The sequence below is a fragment of the Nitrospirillum amazonense genome (assembly GCF_029594735.1).
GTDB lineage: Bacteria > Pseudomonadota > Alphaproteobacteria > Azospirillales > Azospirillaceae > Nitrospirillum > Nitrospirillum amazonense.
In genome coordinates this window covers 1042531-1064475 of sequence record NZ_JARPAF010000004.1, presented here as the reverse complement: position 1 = coordinate 1064475, position 21945 = coordinate 1042531, and the positions used below count along the sequence as shown (strand labels likewise).

At 68.3% G+C, this 21945-nt stretch carries 18 protein-coding genes; 11 read left to right on the top strand and 7 right to left on the bottom strand.

Translation table 11 applies throughout. The annotated features are described in order from the left end of the window. Nucleotides 1–91: 91 nt before the first annotated feature. A complete protein-coding gene (locus P5F91_RS25510) occupies nucleotides 92–496 on the top strand; it encodes a spore germination protein GerW family protein (protein ID WP_145610035.1) in 405 nt (134 codons plus the stop codon). 2 nt (nucleotides 497–498) lie between these two features. Here P5F91_RS25510 and P5F91_RS25505 read toward each other — a convergent pair whose 3' ends face one another. Next, nucleotides 499–1275, bottom strand: coding sequence for a sulfotransferase domain-containing protein (locus P5F91_RS25505; protein ID WP_145610034.1), 777 nt, complete (start codon nucleotides 1273–1275; stop codon nucleotides 499–501). A 294-nt stretch (nucleotides 1276–1569) separates the two neighbouring features. Between P5F91_RS25505 and P5F91_RS25500 the strand changes: the two genes are divergently transcribed. After that, on the top strand, nucleotides 1570–2634 hold the full coding sequence (locus P5F91_RS25500) for an NAD(P)-dependent alcohol dehydrogenase (RefSeq protein ID WP_145610033.1): 1065 nt from the start codon (nucleotides 1570–1572) through the stop codon (nucleotides 2632–2634). A 166-nt stretch (nucleotides 2635–2800) separates the two neighbouring features. Then, nucleotides 2801–3196: a hypothetical protein gene (locus P5F91_RS25495; RefSeq protein WP_145610032.1), complete on the top strand. Its 396-nt coding sequence runs from the start codon at nucleotides 2801–2803 to the stop codon at nucleotides 3194–3196. A 61-nt stretch (nucleotides 3197–3257) separates the two neighbouring features. Here the strand turns inward: P5F91_RS25495 and P5F91_RS25490 are convergent, their stop codons facing one another. From P5F91_RS25490 to P5F91_RS25475, 4 genes are all read right to left on the bottom strand, one after another. Beyond that, entirely contained in the window at nucleotides 3258–4538 is a 1281-nt protein-coding gene (locus tag P5F91_RS25490; RefSeq protein WP_145610031.1) for a DUF3422 family protein, read from the bottom strand. Nucleotides 4539–4674: 136 nt separating this feature from the next. Further along, entirely contained in the window at nucleotides 4675–6825 is a 2151-nt protein-coding gene (gene scpA, locus P5F91_RS25485) for a methylmalonyl-CoA mutase (RefSeq protein WP_277908631.1), read from the bottom strand. Between the two features lie 5 nt (nucleotides 6826–6830). Beyond that, on the bottom strand, nucleotides 6831–8837 hold the full coding sequence (locus P5F91_RS25480; protein WP_145610029.1) for an acetyl-CoA carboxylase biotin carboxylase subunit: 2007 nt from the start codon (nucleotides 8835–8837) through the stop codon (nucleotides 6831–6833). A gap of 11 nt (nucleotides 8838–8848) precedes the next feature. Next, entirely contained in the window at nucleotides 8849–10384 is a 1536-nt protein-coding gene (locus tag P5F91_RS25475; RefSeq protein ID WP_277908630.1) for an acyl-CoA carboxylase subunit beta, read from the bottom strand. A gap of 203 nt (nucleotides 10385–10587) precedes the next feature. Here P5F91_RS25475 and P5F91_RS25470 point away from each other — a divergent pair, with 203 nt between their 5' ends. Continuing rightward, complete coding sequence (locus P5F91_RS25470) at nucleotides 10588–12024, top strand: helix-turn-helix domain-containing protein (RefSeq protein WP_145610027.1); 1437 nt, start codon at nucleotides 10588–10590, stop codon at nucleotides 12022–12024. A gap of 42 nt (nucleotides 12025–12066) precedes the next feature. Here P5F91_RS25470 and P5F91_RS25465 read toward each other — a convergent pair whose 3' ends face one another. Then, nucleotides 12067–12783 (bottom strand): MgtC/SapB family protein, encoded by a 717-nt coding sequence (locus P5F91_RS25465; protein ID WP_145610026.1) that lies wholly within the window; start codon nucleotides 12781–12783, stop codon nucleotides 12067–12069. A gap of 171 nt (nucleotides 12784–12954) precedes the next feature. Here P5F91_RS25465 and msrB point away from each other — a divergent pair, with 171 nt between their 5' ends. After that, entirely contained in the window at nucleotides 12955–13353 is a 399-nt protein-coding gene (msrB, locus tag P5F91_RS25460) for a peptide-methionine (R)-S-oxide reductase MsrB (protein ID WP_040847084.1), read from the top strand. A 10-nt stretch (nucleotides 13354–13363) separates the two neighbouring features. Here the strand turns inward: msrB and P5F91_RS25455 are convergent, their stop codons facing one another. Then, complete coding sequence (locus P5F91_RS25455) at nucleotides 13364–13768, bottom strand: hypothetical protein (protein WP_145610025.1); 405 nt, start codon at nucleotides 13766–13768, stop codon at nucleotides 13364–13366. Between the two features lie 281 nt (nucleotides 13769–14049). On the opposite strand from P5F91_RS25455, the gene P5F91_RS25450 reads away from it, so the two are divergent. From P5F91_RS25450 to P5F91_RS25425, 6 genes are read left to right on the top strand one after another with little or no spacing between them, the layout of a single operon-like run. After that, on the top strand, nucleotides 14050–16002 hold the full coding sequence (locus tag P5F91_RS25450) for a methyl-accepting chemotaxis protein (protein WP_145610024.1): 1953 nt from the start codon (nucleotides 14050–14052) through the stop codon (nucleotides 16000–16002). Further along, nucleotides 16002–17549, top strand: coding sequence for a chemotaxis protein CheW (locus tag P5F91_RS25445; RefSeq protein WP_277908629.1), 1548 nt, complete (start codon nucleotides 16002–16004; stop codon nucleotides 17547–17549). The genes P5F91_RS25450 and P5F91_RS25445 overlap by 1 nt, the downstream gene beginning before the upstream one ends. After that, nucleotides 17546–18697, top strand: coding sequence for a chemotaxis-specific protein-glutamate methyltransferase CheB (cheB, locus tag P5F91_RS25440; protein WP_277908628.1), 1152 nt, complete (start codon nucleotides 17546–17548; stop codon nucleotides 18695–18697). Before P5F91_RS25445 ends, cheB begins: the two co-directional genes overlap by 4 nt. Further along, the gene (locus P5F91_RS25435) at nucleotides 18694–19599 is read left to right on the top strand and encodes a CheR family methyltransferase (protein WP_277908627.1); all 906 of its coding nucleotides are present in this window, start codon (nucleotides 18694–18696) and stop codon (nucleotides 19597–19599) included. Before cheB ends, P5F91_RS25435 begins: the two co-directional genes overlap by 4 nt. Then, entirely contained in the window at nucleotides 19592–21601 is a 2010-nt protein-coding gene (locus tag P5F91_RS25430; protein WP_277908626.1) for a chemotaxis protein CheA, read from the top strand. Before P5F91_RS25435 ends, P5F91_RS25430 begins: the two co-directional genes overlap by 8 nt. Continuing rightward, a complete protein-coding gene (locus tag P5F91_RS25425; RefSeq protein ID WP_145610020.1) occupies nucleotides 21598–21840 on the top strand; it encodes a hypothetical protein in 243 nt (80 codons plus the stop codon). Before P5F91_RS25430 ends, P5F91_RS25425 begins: the two co-directional genes overlap by 4 nt. The last annotated feature ends 105 nt before the right edge of the window (nucleotides 21841–21945 follow it).

Here is a 21945-nt window from a genome sequence, read left to right as displayed (position 1 = left end):
TACAGAAAGGGTCTGGGACTCCTTAGGTGGAATTATTCCATGTTGATGCGCGCCATGATAGTGTTGCGCCGCAACAAGGAGGTTCCTCGCCATGCTGCTCAATCCCTTTGCCGACCCCACCAAGACCCTGACCCAGGACCTGCTGACGGAATTCGAGACCATCCTGGGCAAGGGGGTGCTGGGCGCGCCGGTGGAAATCCCCGGCGGCCTGATCGTGCCGGTGAACATTACCACCTTCGGTGTCGGCGTCTACGGCGGCAGCGTCTGGGGTGAGGCCGTAGGCGGCGGGGGCGGGGGTGGCGTCATTCCCGCCGCCGTGCTGGTGGTGCAGGACGGCAAGGTGACCTTCCATCCCATCGCGCCGGAGACCACCAAGGCCGCGGCGGAGCATGTGACCGCCATGGTCAGCAAGATGCGCGGGCCCCGCGCGCCGCAGCAGGGGGAGGATACGCCGGTCGCCCAGGCGGTGCCGGTTCCAGCCGCCGCCGGCGCCTGACGTCAGGCAGTGGCCGTCCTGTCCGGCGGCAGATAATAGGCCGCCAGGAAGGACCAGAAGGCGTTGTCCATCAGGGACTGCGCCCGGTCCGGCAGGGCCTTGTATTTGCCCACCGCGCCATCGCCGATGTGGCTCCTGTGCCAATGGGTGACGGGGTCGTAAAGGTTGGGATGCGCGTCCGTTCCGGCATTTTCCACGAAGCGGCCGGTATCCTCCATCTGGGCCAGGGTCCGCTCCACCGTCCGGGTCTGCAGGCTTTCGTGAATGGCGAGCAATGCCGGGTCCGCTACCGTCACGCCGATAAATTCGGCGATGCGGGCCACCGAGTCCGGATGGTCGTGGAAACCGTCCTCATAGCGGAACAGCAGGGTGCGCCGGCCCTGGGCGACACAGGCCTGCACCCGGCGCACGCTGCGCAGCACATAGGCGAAGGCCTCGTTGAACGGCTGGTCGAAGCGCCGCATCAGCGAGGCGACACAGTCGCGCGGGTCCCGCAGCGTGATGATGGTGGCGATGTCCTCATGCGCGATGCGCAGTTGCATCATGGTGTCGGGGTGATGGGTCTTCAGCACCACCGGCATCCTGGCCTTCTCGCCAATGCCGACATAGTCCGACAAGTCATTGGCATAGTCTGACCTGAAACCGGACTGGCCATAGGCCTGGGACAGCAATTGCCGCACCACATTGAACGACCAGGTGGAGGCACTGCCGGGCAAACCGACGCAAATAATCGCAACATTGTCATCAACAGTGGCGGTCGCGCCATTCTCTTGCATCATTGTAATAACCGAGCTGCCAATATCTTTGTTACTGACTTAGCGATCATGACTTATACGCGTGATGACGGATATTTTGTCGCGTCCGGTCGGGGAATGGGGGCGGCGCATCCGGGGAGGTGCCGTCGGGGGCGTGGCCAAAATTTCTGAAAACACCGCTACCGAGGTGGTTGAACTAAGTCACTTCACTTCCCATTTGCGGCGGGTAGGGCTTCGGGGGTCGGATCGCCCGCACCCGGGGGGGACACCGGGAAGCCCTGCCTCTTATCGGGATCAAGCCATCAGAGAGGGGCTGACGTGATCAAGACCTTGGGATATGCGGCCTATAAGGCCAAGGAAGCCCTGGCGCCGTTCACCTTCGAACGCCGGGACCCGCGTGACCACGATGTGGTCATCGACATCCAGTACTGCGGCATCTGCCATTCGGACGTGCACCAGGCACGGGACGAATGGGGCGGCAGCCTGTTCCCCATGGTGCCGGGGCACGAGATCGCCGGCATCGTCACCCGGGTCGGCCCGGCGGTCACCAAGTACAAGGTTGGCGACCGGGTGGGCGTCGGCTGCTTCGTCGATAGCTGCCGTGAGTGTGACTACTGCAAACAGGGCCTGGAACAATTCTGCATCCAGGGGATGACCGGCACCTACAACGCGATGGAGCGTGACGGCAGGACGCTGAGCCAGGGCGGCTATTCCACCACCATCGTGGTGGACGAGAACTATGTCCTGCGCATTCCGGATACCCTGTCGCTGGATGCCGCTGCGCCGCTGCTGTGCGCCGGCATTACGCTCTATTCCCCGCTGGCCCATTGGAAGGCCGGGCCGGGCAAGAAGGTGGCCATCATCGGCCTGGGCGGCCTGGGCCACATGGGGGTGAAGCTGGCCCACGCCATGGGGGCCGACGTCACGGTACTGAGCCAATCGCTGCGTAAGGAAGCCGACGGCCGGCGCCTGGGCGCCGACCATTTCTACGCCACGTCGGACGAGGCGACCTTCACGAAGCTGGCGGGCACCTTCGACCTGATCATCAACACGGTGTCGGCGCCCATCGACTGGAACGCCTACCTGAGCCTGCTGAAGGTTGATGGTGCCCTGGTCGTGGTGGGCGTGCCGGAGGAACAGGTGCCGGTGGGCGCCTTCTCCCTGATCATGGGCCGCCGCAGCCTGGCCGGTTCCCTGATCGGCGGCATCCAGGAAACGCAGGAGATGTTGGATTTCTGTGCCAAGCACAACATCACCAGCGACATCGAGACCATCGCCATCAACCAGGTGAACGAGGCCTATGACCGCGTTGTCGCCAGCGATGTGCGGTATCGTTTCGTAATCGATATGGCATCGTTGAAGACTCCTGAAGCCGGCTTCTAAGGCCTTAAGGTTAGACGTTGGACGTTGGACGGGCGGCGGGGGCATTCCGCCGCCCGTTTCATTTTACGGAAATGGAATTTAGGTTGCGCCGGGCGCGCATCGGTTGTGGCCATCCCGGATGCGGACTACGCTCAAGGTCATCGAATGGCTCTGAAGCGGTGACCCTATGCGCCCTGGTGTGCTGATCCTTGCCGGCGTGATCGCCGCGTTATCTTCCGGGGCCTGGGCCCAGGGCACCAATAGTTCGGCCACCAGTCCGGCGGCCAACAATCCAGCTGGCAGCCCGGCGGCCGGCCCGGCGGCACCGCCTGCGCTGAAGAGGGACGAGGTGCCCCGTGACATCATCGTCACCCCGCAGGTGCTGCCGACGCCGGAGGAGGAACAGGCCTACCACGATGCGGAATATGCCCGTCTCAAGGCCATGTTCGGTCCGCCGGACCTGCCGCCGATCTCGCGGGGGGACGCCTTGAGCCGGGAAGAGACACAGAACACCGGCACCGTGGCGGGCCCTAAGGCCGTGAATTGTCCTGATGTCGTGGCCTGCTACGCACCGCCGAAATAGGCCCCATCAGGGCCGTGGGGGCCAGGGCCGCCAGACTTCCTTGAACGTCAGGAAAACCGCTTCAATGCGACACGTTGCGCCGCAGCCAGCGGGCGGCGATGGCCACCACGCCGGCGCAGACCGGCACGGCGATGGCCACGATGCGGCTGGTGGAAGGCCAGCCCTCCGTCTCCGGCAGGCCATGCATCACCTTTTCCACCAGGGACACCAGGTAGTAGGTAATGCCCACGATGGACAGGGCCTCCACCGCCTCCTGGATGCGCACGTGCATGCTGGAATTGCGGTCCAGCGAGGTTAGCAGGGTGGCGCTCTGGCTGGACAGGCCGACATCGACACGGGTGCGCAGGCTGGCCTGGGCGCGTTCCATGCCGGCGGCCAGTTCCCCCTGAAGGCGGGCGGCAGCCTCCACCGTTCGGATGCCGGGCCGCAGGCGCCGCTTCAGGAACAGGCCCACGCGCTGCAGGCCGGGGATGCGTTCCTCCCGCAGTTCGTCCAGCCGCTCGCTGACGATCTCGCCATAGGCCAGGCTGGCGCCGAAGCGCCAGCGGTTGCGCGTCACCAGGTGGCCCAGATCGACCGCCAGGTCGGTCAGGCTGTCCAGGATGGCGCGGTCCTCCGCCGGGGTCTTGCTGTCGCGGATGCGCCCGACCGTGTCCTCCAGTCGGCGTTCCATGTCGGTCAGGACTGCCATCGTCTCCCGCGCCTGAGGGAAGGCCAGGAAGGCGGCGGCGCGATAAGTCTCGATCTCCAGGATGCGCTGCACCAGACGGCCCAGCCGATCGTCGGTCAGGCCCCGGTTCTGGATCAGGGCGCGGCTGTAGCCGTCATCGTCGATGTGGAAGTCCAGCGCCACCCAGGCCTCGCCACCGTTCACGACGGCACCAGCGCAGGTGCCGGTGGGGAAGCGGGCGGCCAGCGCCACGGGGTCCGGTTGCCCCTCCGCCTGATCGACCTGCACGTAAACCGCCGCCAGGCGCTGGGCGCCCAGGGGACCGAACACGCCGTCCAGCAAGGTTTCCACCGCCAGGCGGGTCTCCTCCCCGTGAGCGCCGGTAACGGCAACGCTGACGCTGAGGAATTCGGTGTGGTGCTCCCACTTCACCTGGGCCGGCCGGCCGGCGATGGCGGTGGCGATGACGCCATAGCGCGGCGCCTCGGCTTGGGAGGAGGGCAGGGCATCAAGCACCGTCAGCAGGCGGCCGGTGCAGGCCGACCCATCTGCCGGGGTGCAGAGGTAGGTGGCCTGGAAGACCTCCACCGGCGCCTTCACCGGCATGGCCATGCGGGAGTGCAACTCCTGCATCAGCATGCCGCGCAGCGGGTGATCCGCCTCTATGCCCATGATGCCCTACCCCTCACGCCGTAAGCCGAAGTTCCGGGGGAATGCTAACACAGGGTGGGCGCCAAGCCAGGGCGGAGCCCTGTGCGTTGGACGCACAGGGTGTTTCCCCCGCTGCATGGCTTGGGCGAGTTGCCGGTCAGGCTGCGGCTGGGCGCCGTTTCTGCAAAATCTCCAGTATTTCCGCGGCGGCCGTGGGGATGTTGGTGCCTGGGCCGTAGATGGCCGCCGCCCCCGCCTGGTACAGCATGTCATAGTCCTGGGGCGGGATGACGCCGCCGCACACCACCAGGATGTCGCCCGCGCCCTGCGCCTTCAGGCTGCCGATCAGGGCCGGAACCAGGGTCTTGTGCCCCGCCGCCTGCGACGACACGCCGATGACGTGCACGTCGTTCTCCACCGCCTGGCGGGCCGCTTCCTCCGGCGTCTGGAACAGGGGGCCCACGTCGACGTCGAAGCCGATGTCGGCGAAGGCCGTGGCAATGACCTTCGCACCCCGGTCGTGGCCGTCCTGGCCCATCTTCACCACCAGCATGCGCGGCCGGCGACCTTCCGCCTCCGCAAAGGCCTCCACATCCTTGCGGATGCGGTTGAAGCCTTCATCGCCGTCGTAAGCCGAGCCGTAGACCCCGCTGACGGAGCGGATAACGGCGCGGTGGCGGGTGAACACCCGCTCCAGCGCGTCGGAAATCTCGCCCACCGTGGCGCGGGCGCGCGTCGCCTTGATGGCGAGATCCAGCAGGTTTCCGGTGCCGTCGGCAGCACCCTGGGACAGGGCGTCCAGCGCGGCTTTCACCGCCGCGTCGTCGCGGCCGGCGCGGATGGAATTCAGGCGGGCGATCTGGGCCTCGCGCACGGCGGTATTGTCGATGTCCAGCACCTCCACCCGTTCCGGGTTCTGGGGGCGGTACTTGTTGACGCCGACCACCACTTCCTCGCCCCGGTCGATGCGGGCCTGGCGGCGGGCCGCCGCCTCCTCGATCATCAGCTTGGGCAGGCCGCTGTCCACGGCCTTGGTCATGCCGCCCATGCCCTCCACCTGGTCGATCAGCTTCTCGGCCTCGGCCGCCAGGCTGTGGGTCAGGCTTTCCACGTAATAGCTGCCGCCCAGCGGATCGACCACGTGGGGCACGCCCGTCTCTTCCGCGATGATCAGCTGGGTGTTGCGGGCGATGCGGGCGGAGAAGGGCGTGGGCAGGCCCAGCGCCTCGTCAAAGCTATTGGTGTGCAGCGACTGGGTGCCGCCCAGCACGGCGGCCATGGCCTCGATGGTGGTGCGCACCACGTTGTTGTAGGGGTCCTGCTCCGTCAGGCTGACGCCCGAGGTCTGGCAATGGGTGCGCAGCGCCAGCGACCGCGCATCCTGCGGGTCGAAGTGCTTCTTCATCAGCTTGGCCCAAAGCAGGCGGGCCGCACGCAGCTTGGCCACCTCCATGAAGAAGTTCATGCCGATGGCGAAGAAGAAGGACAGGCGGGGGGCGAACTGGTCGACCTTCAGGCCCTTGGACGCCGCCGCCCGCACATACTCCAGACCGTCCGCCAGGGTGAAGGCCAGCTCCTGCACCGCCGTCGCCCCGGCTTCCTGCATGTGGTAGCCGCTGATGGAGATGGAGTTGAACTTGGGCATGTTCAGCGCCGTGTACTCGATGATGTCGGCCACGATGCGCATGCTGGGGCTGGGCGGATAGATGTAGGTGTTGCGGACCATGAACTCCTTCAGGATGTCGTTCTGGATGGTCCCGGACAGCTTGTCCTGGCTGACGCCTTGTTCCTCCGCCGCCACGATGTAGCCGGCCAGGACCGGCAGCACGGCGCCGTTCATGGTCATGGACACGCTCATCTTGTCCAACGGGATGCCGTCGAACAGGATCTTCATGTCTTCCACGCTGTCGATGGCGACGCCGGCCTTGCCCACGTCGCCCACCACGCGGGGGTGGTCGCTGTCATAGCCGCGATGGGTGGCCAGGTCGAAGGCCACTGACAGGCCCATCTGGCCCGCCGCCAGGTTGGCCTTGTAGAAGCGGTTGCTTTCCTCCGCCGTGGAGAAGCCGGCGTACTGCCGAATGGTCCAGGGCCGGTGGCTGTACATGGTGGCCCGGGGACCCCGCGTGTAGGGCGCGAATCCGGGCAGGGTCTGGATCTCCAGACCCTCCAGATCCGCCGCGGTGTAGAGCGGCTTCACCGCGATGCCCTCGGGCGTGGCACGCACCAGGCCTTCGGGGTCGGCACCGAATTCCTTGGCGGCCAGGCGCTGCCAATCGGCCAGGGTCTTCTCGGGGAAGTCGCTCATGATGGTCACTCGAACTCGATGATGATCTGGTCGACGGCCAGGGACGTGCCCTTCTCGGCCGCGATCTTCTTGATGGTGCCGTCGGCCTCGGCGCGCAGGATGTTTTCCATTTTCATGGCCTCCACCACCGCCAGTTCCTGGCCGGCCTTGACCTCGTCGCCCACGGCCACGGCCACGGTGACCAGCAGGCCCGGCATGGGCGACAGCAGGAACTTGGACATGTCCGGCTTGGCCTTGATAGGCATCAGGGCCGCGAACTCCGCCGCCCGGGCGGTCAGCACCTGCACCTCCAGCTCCGCACCGCCGTGGAACAGGCGGTAGCCGATGCCGGTGCCGTCCACCTGCACGGCCAGGGCGTGGCCATCCACCGTGCCGGCCCACAGCGATTGGCCGGGGTGCCAGTCGGCGTTGCGCACCGCATAGGTCCGGCCATCCAGCGTCACGTCATGGCCGTCCTCCACGGCGACGATCTCCGCCGGATGGTTGTCCCGGCCGCAACGCACCACCCAGGTGGCGGGCACCACGCGGTGGTGGCCGGCCATCTGGCCGGAGATGGTCGCGTCCCGTTCCACCCGGGTGCGGTGGAGGCTGGCGGCCATGGCCAGCAGGCGGGTCAGCACCTCGGCCGGCAGTTCGCGACCGTGGAAGCCGTCCGGGAATTCCTCGGCGATGAAGTTGGTGGTCAGGCGCCCTTCACCGAAGCGGCGGGATTCCACCAGGGCCGCGAGGAAGCTGATGTTGTGGCCCACGCCCCGGATCTGGAAGCGGTCCAGCGCGTCGCCCATGGCGGTGATGGCCGTGGCGCGATCAGGGCCGTAGGTGATCAGCTTGGCGATCATGGGATCGTAGAACATGCTGATCTCGCCGCCCTCATGGATGCCGGTATCCACGCGGACGATGCTGCCTTCTTGCGCGCCAGGGCCCTCGGCCGGGGGCCGGTAGCGGGTGACCCGGCCGATGGACGGCAGGAAGTTGCGCGTCGGCTCCTCCGCATACACGCGGGCCTCCAGCGCCCACCCGTTCAGCTTTACGTCATTCTGGGTGATCGGCAGCTTCTCGCCCGCCGCCACCCGGATCATCAGCTCCACCAGATCCAGGCCGGTGATCATCTCGGTTACCGGATGTTCCACCTGCAGGCGGGTGTTCATCTCCAGGAAGTAGAAGTTGCGGTCCTTATCGACGATGAACTCCACCGTGCCGGCGCTGCGGTACTGCACCGCCTGGGCCAGGGCCACGGCCTGCTCACCCATGGCCTTGCGGGTGGCCTCATCCAGGAAGGGGCTGGGCGCCTCCTCGATCACCTTCTGGTGGCGGCGCTGGATGCTGCATTCACGCTCGCCCAGGTAGACGCAGTTGCCATGGGCGTCGGCCATGACCTGGATTTCGATGTGCCGGGGCTCGGTCACGTACTTTTCGATGAACACCCGGTCGTCGGCGAAGCTGGAGCGTGCCTCGTTGCTGGCGCTGCGGAAGCCTTCGCGCGTCTGGGCATCGTCCCAGGCCACGCGCATACCCTTGCCGCCGCCGCCGGCCGACGCCTTGATCATCACGGGATAGCCGATGTCGTGGGCGATGCGCACCGCCTCCTCATCGTCCTTGATGACGCCCAGGTATCCCGGAACGGTGGAAACACCGGCGGCCTTGGCCAGCTTCTTGGACTCGATCTTGTCGCCCATGGCCCCGATGGCGTGGACGTCCGGGCCGATGAAGGCGATGCCAGCGGCCTTTAAGGCCTCGCAGAACGCGGCCTTTTCCGACAGGAAGCCATATCCGGGATGCACGGCCTCGGCCCCCGTTTCCAGGCAGGCCTGGATGATGCGGTCGGCCACCAGATAGCTTTGGGCCGACGGCGCCGGGCCAATGGCCACGGCCTCGTCCGCCATCTGAACGTGCAGGGCGCCGGCGTCCGCCTCGGAATAGACGGCGACGGTCTTGATGCCCATGCGGCGCGCCGTCTTGATGACCCGGCAGGCGATCTCGCCCCGGTTGGCGATCAGGATCTTGGAAAACATCGGGACGGGCCTCAAAGCGGCAGGTTGTCGTGCTTCTTCCAAGGGTTCTCCAGCTTCTTGTTCTTGAGCATGGAGAACGCCTTGATCAGGCGGCGGCGGGTGTTGTGCGGCATGATGATGTCGTCGATGTACCCGCGCGAGGCCGCGACGAAGGGGTTGGCGAACTTCTGCCGGTATTCCTCCGTCCGCGCGTCGATCTTGGCCGCGTCGCCAATGTCGGCGCGGAAGATGATCTCGACGGCGCCCTTCGGCCCCATCACCGCGATCTCGGCCGACGGCCAGGCATAGTTGACGTCGCCGCGCAGGTGCTTGGACGCCATGACGTCATAGGCGCCGCCATAGGCCTTGCGGGTGATCAGCGTGACCTTGGGCACGGTGGCCTCGGCATAGGCGAACAGCAGCTTGGCGCCGTGCTTGATGATGCCGTTGTATTCCTGCGCTGTGCCGGGCAGGAAGCCGGGCACGTCCACCAGGGTGCAGATCGGGATGTTGAAGGCGTCGCAGAAGCGCACGAAGCGCGCCGCCTTGATGGAGCTGTCGATGTCCAGGCAGCCGGCCAGCACCAGCGGCTGGTTGGCGACGAAGCCCACGGTGGACCCGTTCAGGCGGCCGAAACCGATGATGATGTTCTTGGCGTAATCCGGCTGCAGCTCGAAGAAGTCGCCCTCGTCCACGACCTTCAGGATCAGTTCCTTCATGTCGTAGGGCTTGTTGGGGTTGGCCGGCACCAGCGTGCCCAGCGACGGCTCCGGCCGGTCCACCGGGTCGGCGGTCACGCGCACCGGCGCCGGTTCCCGGTTGGACAGGGGCAGGAAGTCGAAGAAGCGCCGGGTGTGCAGCAGCGCCTCGACATCGTTGTTGAAGGCGAGATCGGCCACGCCGGACTTGGCGGTGTGGGTCACGGCCCCGCCCAGCTCCTCCGCTGTCACCACCTCATGCGTCACCGTCTTCACCACGTCCGGGCCGGTGACGAACATGTAGCTGCTGTCCTTCACCATGAAGATGAAGTCGGTCATGGCCGGGCTGTAGACGGCACCGCCGGCGCACGGGCCCATGATCAGCGACAGCTGCGGCACCACGCCGGAGGCGAGGACGTTACGCTGGAACACCTCGGCATATCCGCCCAGGCTGGCCACGCCTTCCTGGATGCGGGCGCCGCCGCTGTCGTTCAGGCCGATGACGGGGGCGCCCACCTTCATCGCCTGATCCATGATCTTGCAGATCTTCTCGGCATGCGCCTCGGAGAGGGAGCCGCCGAAGACCGTGAAGTCCTGGCTGAAGACGAAGACCAGGCGACCGTTGATGGTGCCGTGGCCGGTCACCACGCCGTCGCCCGGCACCTTCTGCTCCGCCATGCCGAAGTCGGCGCAGCGGTGCTCCACGAACATATCCCATTCCTCGAAGGAGCCGGCGTCCAGCAGCAGCTCCAGCCGCTCGCGGGCCGTCAGCTTGCCCTTGGCATGCTGGGCCGCCACACGCTTCTCACCGCCGCCGGCGCGCGCGCCCTGGCGTTTGGCTTCAAGGGTTTCAATGACCGTGAGCGTCAACGCCCGTCTCCTGACCGGTTATGGGTGCGCCGGATGGCGGCTGTTTTTTTTGGTGTGGCGATGGCGGCGGGGGCCGCCTGGATTGACAGCTGCGATGTTTGCAAACAGTTTGATCCCAGTTCAAGCCGATGCCACGCGAAATCGTGCGACGCCGGGGTGGTTAATTTGTGAAGTTTGTGAAATCCAGTGAGGGACGGACGGCCATGGCGGGCAAGATTTTCGCGGGCGAACGGGTGCGGCAGCTGCGCCAGCAGCGGGGCATGGCGCTGTCCGCCCTGGCCCAGGCCAGCCAGCTGTCCATGAGTTATCTAAGCCAGATCGAAAACAATCAACGCCCCCTGAGCACGGCGGCGCTCGCGGCCATCTCCGCCGTGTTCGGGGTGGAACCGCGCCATTTCGCCGACGACAGCGACTTGCGCTTGGGCAGCGAACTGCGCGAGGTGCTGGGCGACCCGCTGTTCGCCGACGACACCTCCAGCCTCAGCGCCATCAGCGACGCGGTACGCGCAGCACCCGGCATCGCCGGCCAGTTCATCAAGCTCTACCGCGCCTACCAGCATTTGATGGAGGAGGGGGCGCGCCACCGCCTGGACCAGGATCTGGAGATGGAAACCGGCGGCACGGCGCCTTTCCCCTACGACGACGTGCGCGATTTCGTGCAGAGCAAGCGCAACCATTTCGCCAGCCTGGACGTGGCGGCGGAAACGCTGTTCGAAGGCCAGGGCTTCACCGCCACCCGCCTGCTGGAAGACCTGATCGACTACCTGCGCGATCGCCACGGCGTCACCTGCGCCGTATCCGCGGCGCTGGGTGGGGAGGGGGTGCTATGGCGCTACGATCCCACCTTGCGCCAGCTGCACCTGGCGGAGAGCGCGCCGCGCGAAAGCCGCGCCTTCTTCCTGGCGCAGCAGATCGGCCGCATGCAGTTTGCCCCCCTGATTGAGGAGGAGGTGCGCAAGGCGCCGCTGAGCAGTCCCGAGGCGCGCGGCCTGGCCTACACGGGCCTGGCCAATTACTTCGCCGGCGCCCTGATCCTGCCCTATGGCCGCTTCCTCACCCAGGCGCGGGCCGTGCGCCATGATATCGAGCGGCTGCAGCACCATTTCGGCACCAGCTTTGAGCAGGTGTGCCACCGGCTCAGCACCATGCAGCGGCCGGGCAATGCCGGCATCCCGTTCTACTTCCTGAAGGTCGATCGCGCGGGCAACATCTTCAAGCGCAGCAGCGCCACCCGTTTCCAGTTCGCCCGCTTCGGCGGCGCCTGCCCCTTGTGGAATGTGCACGAGGCCTTCGCCCAGCCGGGCCGCATCCTGGTGCAGGTGGCGCGCACGCCGGATGGTATCACCTATCTCTGCATCGCCCGCACCGTCACCATGACCGGCGGCGGCCACCTGTCCCGCCCGCGTGAGGCGGCGCTGGGCCTGGGCTGCGAGATCACCCATGCCGGCGACCTGGTCTATTCCGCCGGCCTGGACCTGCAGAACCAGGAAACGGCGGTGCCCATCGGTTCCAGCTGCAAGGTCTGCGACCGCGACGACTGCCGCCACCGCGCCTTCCCCTCCATCGGCCGGGGCCTGGCCATCGCGGGGCACGAGCGCCATGTGGTGCCGTTCAGCATGACGCCGGGCGGGATCAAGTGAAGCCTCGCGGCCGGATGGACGCGCCCGGTGTTGGGGGGGGCCTTAGGTTTCCGGCTCGGCCCGCTCCACTTCCCAGCTGACGGCGTAGACGTAGGGCTCCAGGCTCAGGCGGCCCACCATCTGTTCCAGCGCCGCGTCGTTGCGGGTCGGGGAGACGGCCTTGGCGGTCACGTCCACCTTGGTGCTGTCCGGCACGTCCTGGCTGTCGATGCGGCGCAGGCCCAGGCCGCCGTGGGTCAGGGCATGCATGAGCAGGGAGCGGATGTGCGCCTCCTCCGCCCCCTTGCAGGTGACGGAGACGGTGTAGTGCGTCTCCACGTCCGTGGCGATCAGGATGCGGCGGTTCATGCGGCGCACCAGGGGGCGCAGGATCAAGTTGGTCACCACCACGAACCCGGCCGCCGCCAGGCTGGGCAGCCAGTAGCCGCCGCCGGCGAAGGTGCCGACCATGGCGGAGCACCACAGGGTGGCGGCGGTGTTCAGGCCGTGGACGTTCACGCCCTCGCGCAGGATCACGCCCGCGCCCAGGAAGCCGATGCCCGACACCACCTGTGCCGCCACGCGGGTGGGATCGCCCTGGCCCACCATGGCGGAGAAGATGACGAAGCCGGCGGAACCCAGGGCCACCAGCGCGTTGGTGCGCAACCCCGCCATCTTCTGGTGCAACTGGCGTTCGAAGCCGATGCCCGAGCCCAGGGTCAAGGCCATGGCCAGGCGCAGCACGACTTCCAGGTGGTTGGTCAGGTCGCCGGTTATCATCCTGTATTCTCTTGTCTTTGGCGCCGCGCCGATCGGCACCGTTTATGGCGCCGGCCGAACCATAAGGCAAGCAGGCGGACGGCCACGACCCTGTGGCAATCCGCGCGCCGAAGGCCCATATCGGTAGCGACCCATATCGGTAGCGACTTGGTATAAAAGGAGCGTCAGGCCATGGATGGCGAATACGAAGTGGTGCGCACGGACGAGGAATGGCGCCAGCTGCTGACGCCGGAGCAGTACGCCGTCATGCGCGGCCACGGCACCGAACGGCCGGGCAGTTGCGCCCTGAACCATGAGAAGCGGCCGGGCACCTTCTCCTGCGCCGGCTGCGGCCAGCCGCTGTTCCAGTCCACCCGCAAGTTCGAGAGCGGCACCGGCTGGCCCAGCTTCAACGACCCGGTGGAGGGCTCCGTCGCCACCACGGTGGACCGCAGCTATGGCATGGTACGGACCGAGGTGCATTGCGCCCGCTGCGGCAGCCACCTGGGCCACGTCTTCCCCGACGGCCCGCCGCCCACGCACCTGCGCTATTGCATCAACGGCGTCGCCATGAATTTCGAGGCCGATTGAGATCGCGCGGTTAATGCCGGCCCAGCTTGCCCGCGGCGGGGCCGGCGGCGGCCACGGCCTGTTCCGCGCACTTGGTCAGGGTGTTCTCCTGGCAGGTGACTTCGGTGAACCCCAGCGTCTGGCCTTGGGCGGAGGCGTAGCGGATGGGGAAGGCCAGCTTGTAATGGATGCCCGCGCGCGCCGCCGCGGTGGGGGCCTGCACCACCACGATCAGGGAACTGGCCCGGTGCCCGCTGCTGAGCACGAAGGCGCCGTCGCGGCCGAAGGCCTGAACGACGGCGCCGGCCAGGGCGGCCGTGACGTCGTCATCGCCGCCGCGCAGCACCTCCACCTGGGTGGGCGCGCCGGCCCGGGCAGGGGACCATGCCGGGACGCACAGGACAGCCACGGCCATCGCCGCCGCCACTTTCGTCATCCCGCGCGCATCCATCGCCCTCTCCCTTCCTCAAAGGCCTGCGCGCACAGCTTTACGCGAAACGCTTGTGGGTTTGCCAGAGGTGGCTCCCCATGAAGGGACCGTGCGCCGGCGCCCCTTGACCATACTGCCTATGGCCTTACGTCGCTTGCCGCGGCAAGCGGCTGGCCTGTAGAACGGACTCCGCGCATCGTGACGCCAAGGATACCCGGGATGCCCTCCCGGACGGTTTGGGGCGGGGCCCCCTTCGCAGACGGGGGCTTCGGATTGGGGAAAACATCATGGCATTGGTAAAAACCTCCCGCTTGGCCGGGGCGAAGGGCCGAACCCGCACCCAGGCGGCGGCCGCCGCCACGGCCGAGGCGCCGGTGAAGGCCGCGCCCAAGGCCGTGGCACAGCCAAAGCGCGCGCGCCGGCCCTTGCTGGCCGCTACACGCCAGACGGCGGCGGAACGTATCGCCGCCGCCACCGAGGAATTGGCCGCCGGCGTGGCGGAGGCGTCCGCCGCGGCGGAAGAGCTGCGCCGGTCGCTGGAGCAGATCGCCAGTGCGGCGGAAGAGGCGGCGTCGGCCAGCCACGAATCCCTGGCGGCCGTCGCGGGTATGGCCACCTCGTTCCAGCAGGCGCGGGAGCGGGCGGACAGGGCGCAGACACGCACCCTGGCCCTGCAGACCCAACTGACCGAGGCCGCCGCCCTGATCGAGGCGTCGGTGACGGCGGTGGCTGCCAGCGCTGACCGGCAACTGAAATCGGTCGACATCATTGTCACGCTGGAACGCCACGCCGCCCACATCGGCGACATCACCCGCACGGTGGCGGACATATCCGACCAGACCGGCCTGCTGGCCCTGAACGCCGCCATTGAGGCGGCGCGGGCAGGCGATCACGGCCGGGGCTTCGCCGTGGTGGCGGATGAGGTGCGCGCCTTGTCCGAGACCTCGGAAAAGCGGTCGCGCGACGTCCAGGTCCTGGCCGGCAGCATCACGGATGAGGTGCGCATCGTCGCGGACCGGGTACGCGCGGCGGCGGCCACGGCGACTGCCGAGGCCGCCGAGGGGCGCACCGTCACCACCCAGCTGGAGAGCACCCGCGCCGACCTGGCCGCCCTGGTGGATGGCGCCCAGGCCATCCTGCTGGCGGCGGTGGAGGCGGACGCCGCCGCGCGGGAGGCGCAAAAGGGCGCGGAAAACATCTCCAGCGCGGCGGAGGAACAATCGGCGGCGGCGGCGGAGGCCCAGCGCTCCGTGGCACAGCAGAGCCAGGCGCTGGACCAGAGCCGCCAGGCCGCCGACGCCCTGGCCGCCCTGTCCGAGGGCCTCAGCCTCGAAGGCCAGCGCGACAGCCTGGTGGAAGACGTGGGCGCCATGGCGGAGCAGCTGTCGGCGGCGGTGCAGCAGCTGTCGGGTGCCGCCGGCGAAATCCTGATCGCCATCAACCAGATCAGCCGGGGGGCCCAGATCCAGGCCGCCGCCACCCAGCAGTCCAGCAGCGCCATGGCGCAGATCCAGCGGGCGGCCCAGGCCACCGGCGCCAGCGCCGGTCAGGCGCTGGACCGGATCAGGAACTCGCAAGCCATGCTGGCGCAAGGCCGTGCCACCGTGGGCAGGCTGACCCAGGGCGTGGGCCGGGCCCTGGCCGAAACCCGCGTGGTGATCGACCTGGTCGCCGCGCTGGAGGAAACCGGCCGGCGCATGGAGAAGATCGTGGACGGCATCGCCATCGTGGCGGTGCAGACCACGATGTTGGCCGTCAGCGGATCGGTCGAGGCGGCGCGGGTCGGGGACCAGGGCACGGGCTTCGCCGTTGTTTCCACCGATATCCGCGCCCTAGCACGGGACTCGGGCGAAAACGCCGACCGCGCCAAGGACGTCATCCGCCAGTTCCAGCTGCTGGTGGCGGCCGTGCGCCGCGATCTGGAACAGATCGCCGCCGTGGCCGAGGCCGAGATGCAGAAGAACAAGGAGATCGACGTCCGGCTGGCCGCCATCGCCACCGGCGCGCAGGAGCTGTATGCCGCTGGCAGCGACATCGTCGCCGGCGCCGACGCCATCAGCGGCACGGTACGCGAAGTGTTGGACGGCGTGCAGCAAATCGCCGTGGCGGCGGAACTGGCCGGCGGGGCCGCTATCCAGGCCGCCACCGCCGCCCGGCAGCAAGCCCGCGGCGCGGAAGACTTGGCGGCCGCCATCGAGGAGATCGCGTCGCTGGCCGACGAGTTGCAGAAAGCCGGGTGATGGCTGCTTCCAAAGCGGCCAGGGGCCGCCGCCAGCAAGTGCTGACCTTCCGCGTGGGCGCCAACCGGCTGGCGGCCTCGGCCGCCGACGTGACCGAGGTGCTGCGCCAGGTGCGCGTCACCCGGGTGCCGCACGCGCCGGCCGGCCTGGCCGGCGTCGCCAGCGTGCGCGGCGCCGTCGTGCCCGTGTTGTCGCTGGCCCGCCTGCTGGGTGGAGAGGAGGCCGCGCCCAGCGCCGCCTCCCGCCTTCTGCTGCTGCAGGCGGAGGAGCCCGTGGCGCTGACGGTGGACGAGGTGGGGACGCTGGCCCAGCTTGACGCCGGCGCGGACCAGGCCGCTGGCGGGCTATACGCCCATAAGGACGGCGCCCTGCGCCTGATCGACTTGGCCGAGCTGCTGCGCCGGGAGTTCGCCGGCCTGGTCCGGCGCGGTGCTGGAGCAGGCCCGGCGGAGCCCGCTGCGCCGCGTCGGCAGGCGGCCAAGGATGAGAGCGCCTTCCTGGCCTTCACCCTGGCGGATCAGGCCTACGCCTTGCCTTTGGTGGATGTGGGGGAGGTCATGACCCTGCCGGGCCATCTGGCGACGCTGCCCCGGACCGACGCCGCCATGGTGGGCGCCGTTTCGCTACGGGGCGCCCTTTTGCCCATCGTTTCCCTTCGGGCGCTGCTGGGCCTGGGTATCGCCCCCGGCGATCAGCGCGGCACGCGTGTGGTCGTCGCCCATGTCGGTGGTTCGCGGGTGGGGCTGCTGGTTGACCGGCTGAATTCCATCCTGCGCGTCCCGGCGGACAGTGTGGGCGCCGTGCCGGCGGTGCTGAACCGGGGCCGGGGTGAGGCCCAGATCCAGTCCATCTGCCGTCTGCCGGATGGTCGCGGCCTGGTCTCCATCCTGTCGGGCGCACGGCTGTTCCGGGATGACACGGTAGCGCATATTCTGGCGGAGGGCGGCCCCGACGCGCAGGAGGCAGCTGACATGAACGTACCTGACGCGAACACTGACGGCCGTGCGACGGCGGGTGACCGGGTGGTGGTCTTCCAGCTGGGGGACGAGGAATACGGCCTGCCCGTGGACGCGGTGGAGGAGGTCGTGCGCCTGCCCGACACCTTGACCCGCGTGCCCAAGGCGCCTGGCTTCATCGAGGGGGTCATGAACCTGCGCGGCCAGGTGCTGCCGGTCATCGACCAGCGCCGCCGGTTTGGCGTGGCCGGGCCCGGCACGGGCCGGCGGCGGGTCATCGTGACCCGCATCAACGGCAAGCTGGCCGGATTCGCTGTGGATGGCGTGTCGGAGATCCTGGCCCTGCCGGCTGGCCGGGTGAGTGAGGCGCCGGATTTCACCCGGCCGGGCGACGCCGAGGGCGCGCCGATGTTCAGCCGCGTCGCCAACCTGGAAACGGTGGACGGCGCCGGGCGCATGATCCTGCTGATCGAACCGCAGGCCCTGCTGGACCGGGCGGAGCGTGACCTGTTGGCCGCCCTTGATGCGGCCTTGAAGGGGGACGGTGCCCCGGCGGGGGGCGATGCCATGACCGGTTCGGCCGCCCCGTGACCCGCCTGCTGATCGTCGACGACAGCGCCCTGGTCCGCCGCCTGCTGGGCGACCTGTTCACCGCGGCCGGTGATTTCGAGGTGGCGTTTGCCCGCGATGGGCTGGAGGCGCTGGCCCAGCTGCGGGAGTTCAGTCCCGATGTCATCACCCTGGACGTCCACATGCCGCAGATGGACGGGCTGACCTGCCTGGACCAGATCATGGTGGAACAGCCCCGGCCGGTGGTGATGGTCTCCTCCTTCACCGAGGCGGGGGCCGAGGTGACGCTGGAGGCCATGGCGCTGGGGGCGGTCGATTTCGTCCAGAAGCCGGAGGGGGCCATCTCCCTCAAGATGGACCAATTGGGGCCCGGTCTGGTGGACAAGGTGCGCCAGGCGGCGAGCGCCCGCCTGCGCCGGTCCCACCGCCTGGCCGAGCGCCTGCGCCGGCAGGCGGGCGCCATCGAGGCCAGCGGGCTGGATATCCGCACCATACCCCGGGGCGCCGCCGCCCGGGCCAGGCGCGTCCGGGCGCTGACCGACGCCCCGCCGCAGGAGGCCGAAGGGGCGGCACTGCCTGAAAGGCAGGCGCTGCCCGGCCTGGTGCTCATCGGCTGTTCCACCGGTGGTCCGCCGGCGCTGGATGCCGTGCTGGAGGGATTGCCGGCGGATTTTCCCTGGCCGGTGCTGGTGGCCCAGCACATGCCGGCCACCTTCACCGGCCCGTTGGCGCGCCGCCTGGACCGCCTCTGCGCCCTGACGGTACAGGAAGTGGCGCGCCCCACCCCGCTGGCCCCGGGCAATGTCTACATCGGCCGCGGCGACGCCGACCTGGTCCTGAGCCAGCGCCCCTCCGGCTTGGTGGCGTTGCCTACACCCGCCAAGGAAGAATACCGCTGGCATCCCAGCGTCGACCGCCTGGTCGACAGCGCATTGTCGCTGGTGGAGCCGTGGCGCCTGGTAGGCGTGCTGATGACCGGCATGGGCTATGATGGCGCGGCGGCCATGGCCCGCCTGCATAACGGCGGCGGACGCACCATCGCGGAGTCCGAGGAGAGTGCCGTGGTCTGGGGCATGCCGGGTGAACTGGTCAAGGCGGGTGGCGCGGACGTGGTGGCTCCGCTGGAGGAGATATCCGACCGCCTGGTGCGCATGGTGGCCGGCCGATGAGTCCCGGCCGCCACCAGGGCCCCAACGGCGACGCCCCGCTGCTGAGCGCGTCCGAACTCGCCCGCTTCTGCGAGTTCCTGTATGACCGCACGGGCATGCAGTTCGGAGAGAGCAAGCGGTATTACATCGACCGGCGGGTGGGCCAGCGCATGGCGCTGACGGGGGCCGACAGTTTCACCGACTATTTCAACCGCCTGCACCTGGATCCCGTGGAGTTGGAGCGGCTGATCAACAGCTTCACCATCAACGAAACGTATTTCTACCGCGAAGACCATCAGCTGAAGAGCCTCAGCCGCGACATGCTGCCGGACATCGTTTCCAGGCGGGGGCCGGGCGACAAGCTGCGCTTATGGTCCATCCCCTGCTCGACGGGCGAGGAACCATATTCCATCGCCATCTGGCTGCTGGAGAACTGGGCTATGGTGGACGCCTATCATGTGGAGATCGTCGGGTCGGACATCGACACCCAAGCCTTGGAGGAAGCGCGGCGGGGGCTGTACACAGCCAAGTCGATGGCGCGCTTGCCGCCGGATCTGCGGCGGGACTATTTCCTGGAATCCAAAGGACGGAGTGGGGTTGAGCATTTCCAGATCATCCAGGACTTGCGGGAATCCGTAACCTTCACCAATGCCAACCTGATGGATGGGGATGCGCTGGCCATTCACGGCAGGTTCGATGTCATCTTCTGCCGCAACCTGTTGATCTATTTCGATGACCGATCGCGGCGCCAGGCGGTGCGCAACCTGTACGACCGGTTGGTGCCGGGCGGGTATCTGTGCCTGGGCCATTCGGAGTCGCTGGCCCGCCTGAGCGATAGTTTCGACGTGCAGCGTTTCGCCGACGCCGTGGTCTACCAGCGCCCGCGTGATCCCCGTCCAACCAAGGCGGGCCGCGATGGATGAACTGCTGGAACAGTTCCTGATAGAGGGGCCGGAGCAGGTGCAGCAGGCAGGCGAAGCCTTGCTGGCCCTGGAAGGCCGGCCGGGTGACGCCGCCCTGGTCGACCAAGCCTTTCGCGCCATCCACACGCTCAAGGGCTCGGTCGGCCTGTTCGACCTGCCGGCCATGGGGCGGGTGCTGCACGTGGCGGAGGATCTGCTGGGCGCGTGGCGCGATGGGCGCCGGGCCCTGTCACGGGGCGCCATGGACGCCCTGATCGCGGCCACCGGCCAGACGGAACGCTGGCTGGGCGCCCTGGCGGCGACGGGCGGCGACCTGCCGGCGGACGCCGACGCCGTGGCGGCCGGCTTGGTCAGCCGCCTAAGCCGCGCCCTCGACGGCGACGCGCCGGTATCCGCAGCGGTCCAGGCGACGCACATCGACACCGCCTGGATCGAGACCCTGTTCCGGGACCGCGACTTGGACCCCGCCCGCCACCCCACTGTGACGGCGCTGCGCTATGTCCCCGATGCCGGCTGCTATTTCCGCGGGGAGGATCCTGTCGCCTTGGCGCGGGCGGTGCCGGATCTGCTGGCCTTGCGCATCACCCGGCGGAATGCCGCGGCTCCTGTGGCGGCCGATACCTATGATCCCTACGCCTGCGACCTGGTGATTGAACTGTTGTCGGCTGCGGCGCCGGAGGCGGTAAAGGGCCCCTTCCGTTTCGTGCCCGACCAAATTCAGCTGCTGTCCTGGTCGCCGCCTCCGTCACCATCCGCGCCCGTGGCGCCGCCAGTCCTGGCGGAGGGGCCCCGCAGCCTGAGGGTGGAGGCCGGACGTATCGACGCCCTGGCCCAGCTGGTGGATGAGCTGGTGGTGGCCAAGAACGCGCTGTCCGATCTGGCGGGGCAGATGGCCGACGGATTGGCGCCGCAAGCGGCGGCGCAAATCCTGGGGGACCGCCAGGCGGCGCTGGACCGGCTGGTCGGGCGCCTGCACCGCACGGTGATGGGCATACGCCTGGTGCCCATCCTGCCCTTGCTGCGCCGCTTCCCCCGGGTGGTGCGCGAAACCGCGACCGCCTTGGGCAAGGAGGTCGACCTGGCGGTCGATGGCCAGGATGTCCAGGTCGACAAGGCCATCGCCGAGGGGTTGTTCGAACCCCTGACCCATTTGCTGCGCAACGCCGTCGACCACGGCATCGAGCCGGCGGCGGAGCGTGCGGCGGCGGGCAAGCCCGCCCGCGCCCTGATCAGCCTGGTCGCCCGGCGCGAGGGCGACCACGTCGTCATCGACGTGGCGGACGATGGGCGGGGCATGGACCCGGCCCGCATCCGCCAGGCCGCCGCCGCGCGCGGGCTATTGCCCGACCGCATGCTGGACTCCCTGGCCGACGACCAGGTGCTGGACCTGGTGTTCCGTCCCGGCTTCTCGACCGCCCAGGCGGTGACCGACCTGTCCGGCCGCGGGGTGGGCATGGACGCCGTACGCGCCGCGGTCGGCCGCCTGGGCGGCAGCGTCGGCATCAGCAGTGCCTCCGGCCAAGGTACGACGGTGCGCCTGGTCCTGCCCCTGAACCTGGTGCTGACCAAGGTAATGGTCGTGGCGGTGGCGGAGGAACGCTACGGCATCCCCATGGACGGCATCGTTGAAACGGCGCGCGTGGACCCGGCCCGCGTCCGGCCCATTCGCGCCGGGCGGGCCTTCGTGCTGCGCGACACGGCCGTACCGCTCCTGTCCCTGGCGGCGTTGCTGGGGCTGCCGGAAGAGTCGTGGACGGATGGGGAACCGTGCCGGGCGGTGGTGGCGCGGGTGGGCGGCGACTTGGTGGCGGTTAAGGTTGACGCTTTCGTCGGTCGCCGCGACGTTGTGTTGCGGCCCCTGACCGGCCTGCTATCCGCGATGCCGGGCCTGTTGGGGACAACTCTTTTGGGGGATGGGCACGTGCTGATGATCCTGGACGTGCCCGGCCTGATCGCCGCCGCGCCCGGCGATACGGCGCCGGTGGGGCAGGGGGCGCCATGACGGTGGAGGTGGCGGGGAATGTGATCCGCCTGCGAGGCGTTTGCGCCGCCGAGGACGCGGAAACCTTGCTGTCGCGGCTGCAGGCGGCGCCCGAGTCCGAAATCGACGTCACCGCCTGCCGCCACCTGCACGGCGCCGTTGTCCAGGTTTTGCTCGCTTTTCGGCCTAATGTACGCGGTATGGCCGAAGATATATTTCTCCGCGATTGGGTCATACCCAATTTGGCGGCGCCGCGGTAAGTCTTTCGCAGACAAGATTACTGGGCGCGCGCTATACATATTTGGTCACTGGCCGGGCGCGAAAAGACCGATAACTTGCTGGTGACGATAATAGGCAGATTGGAT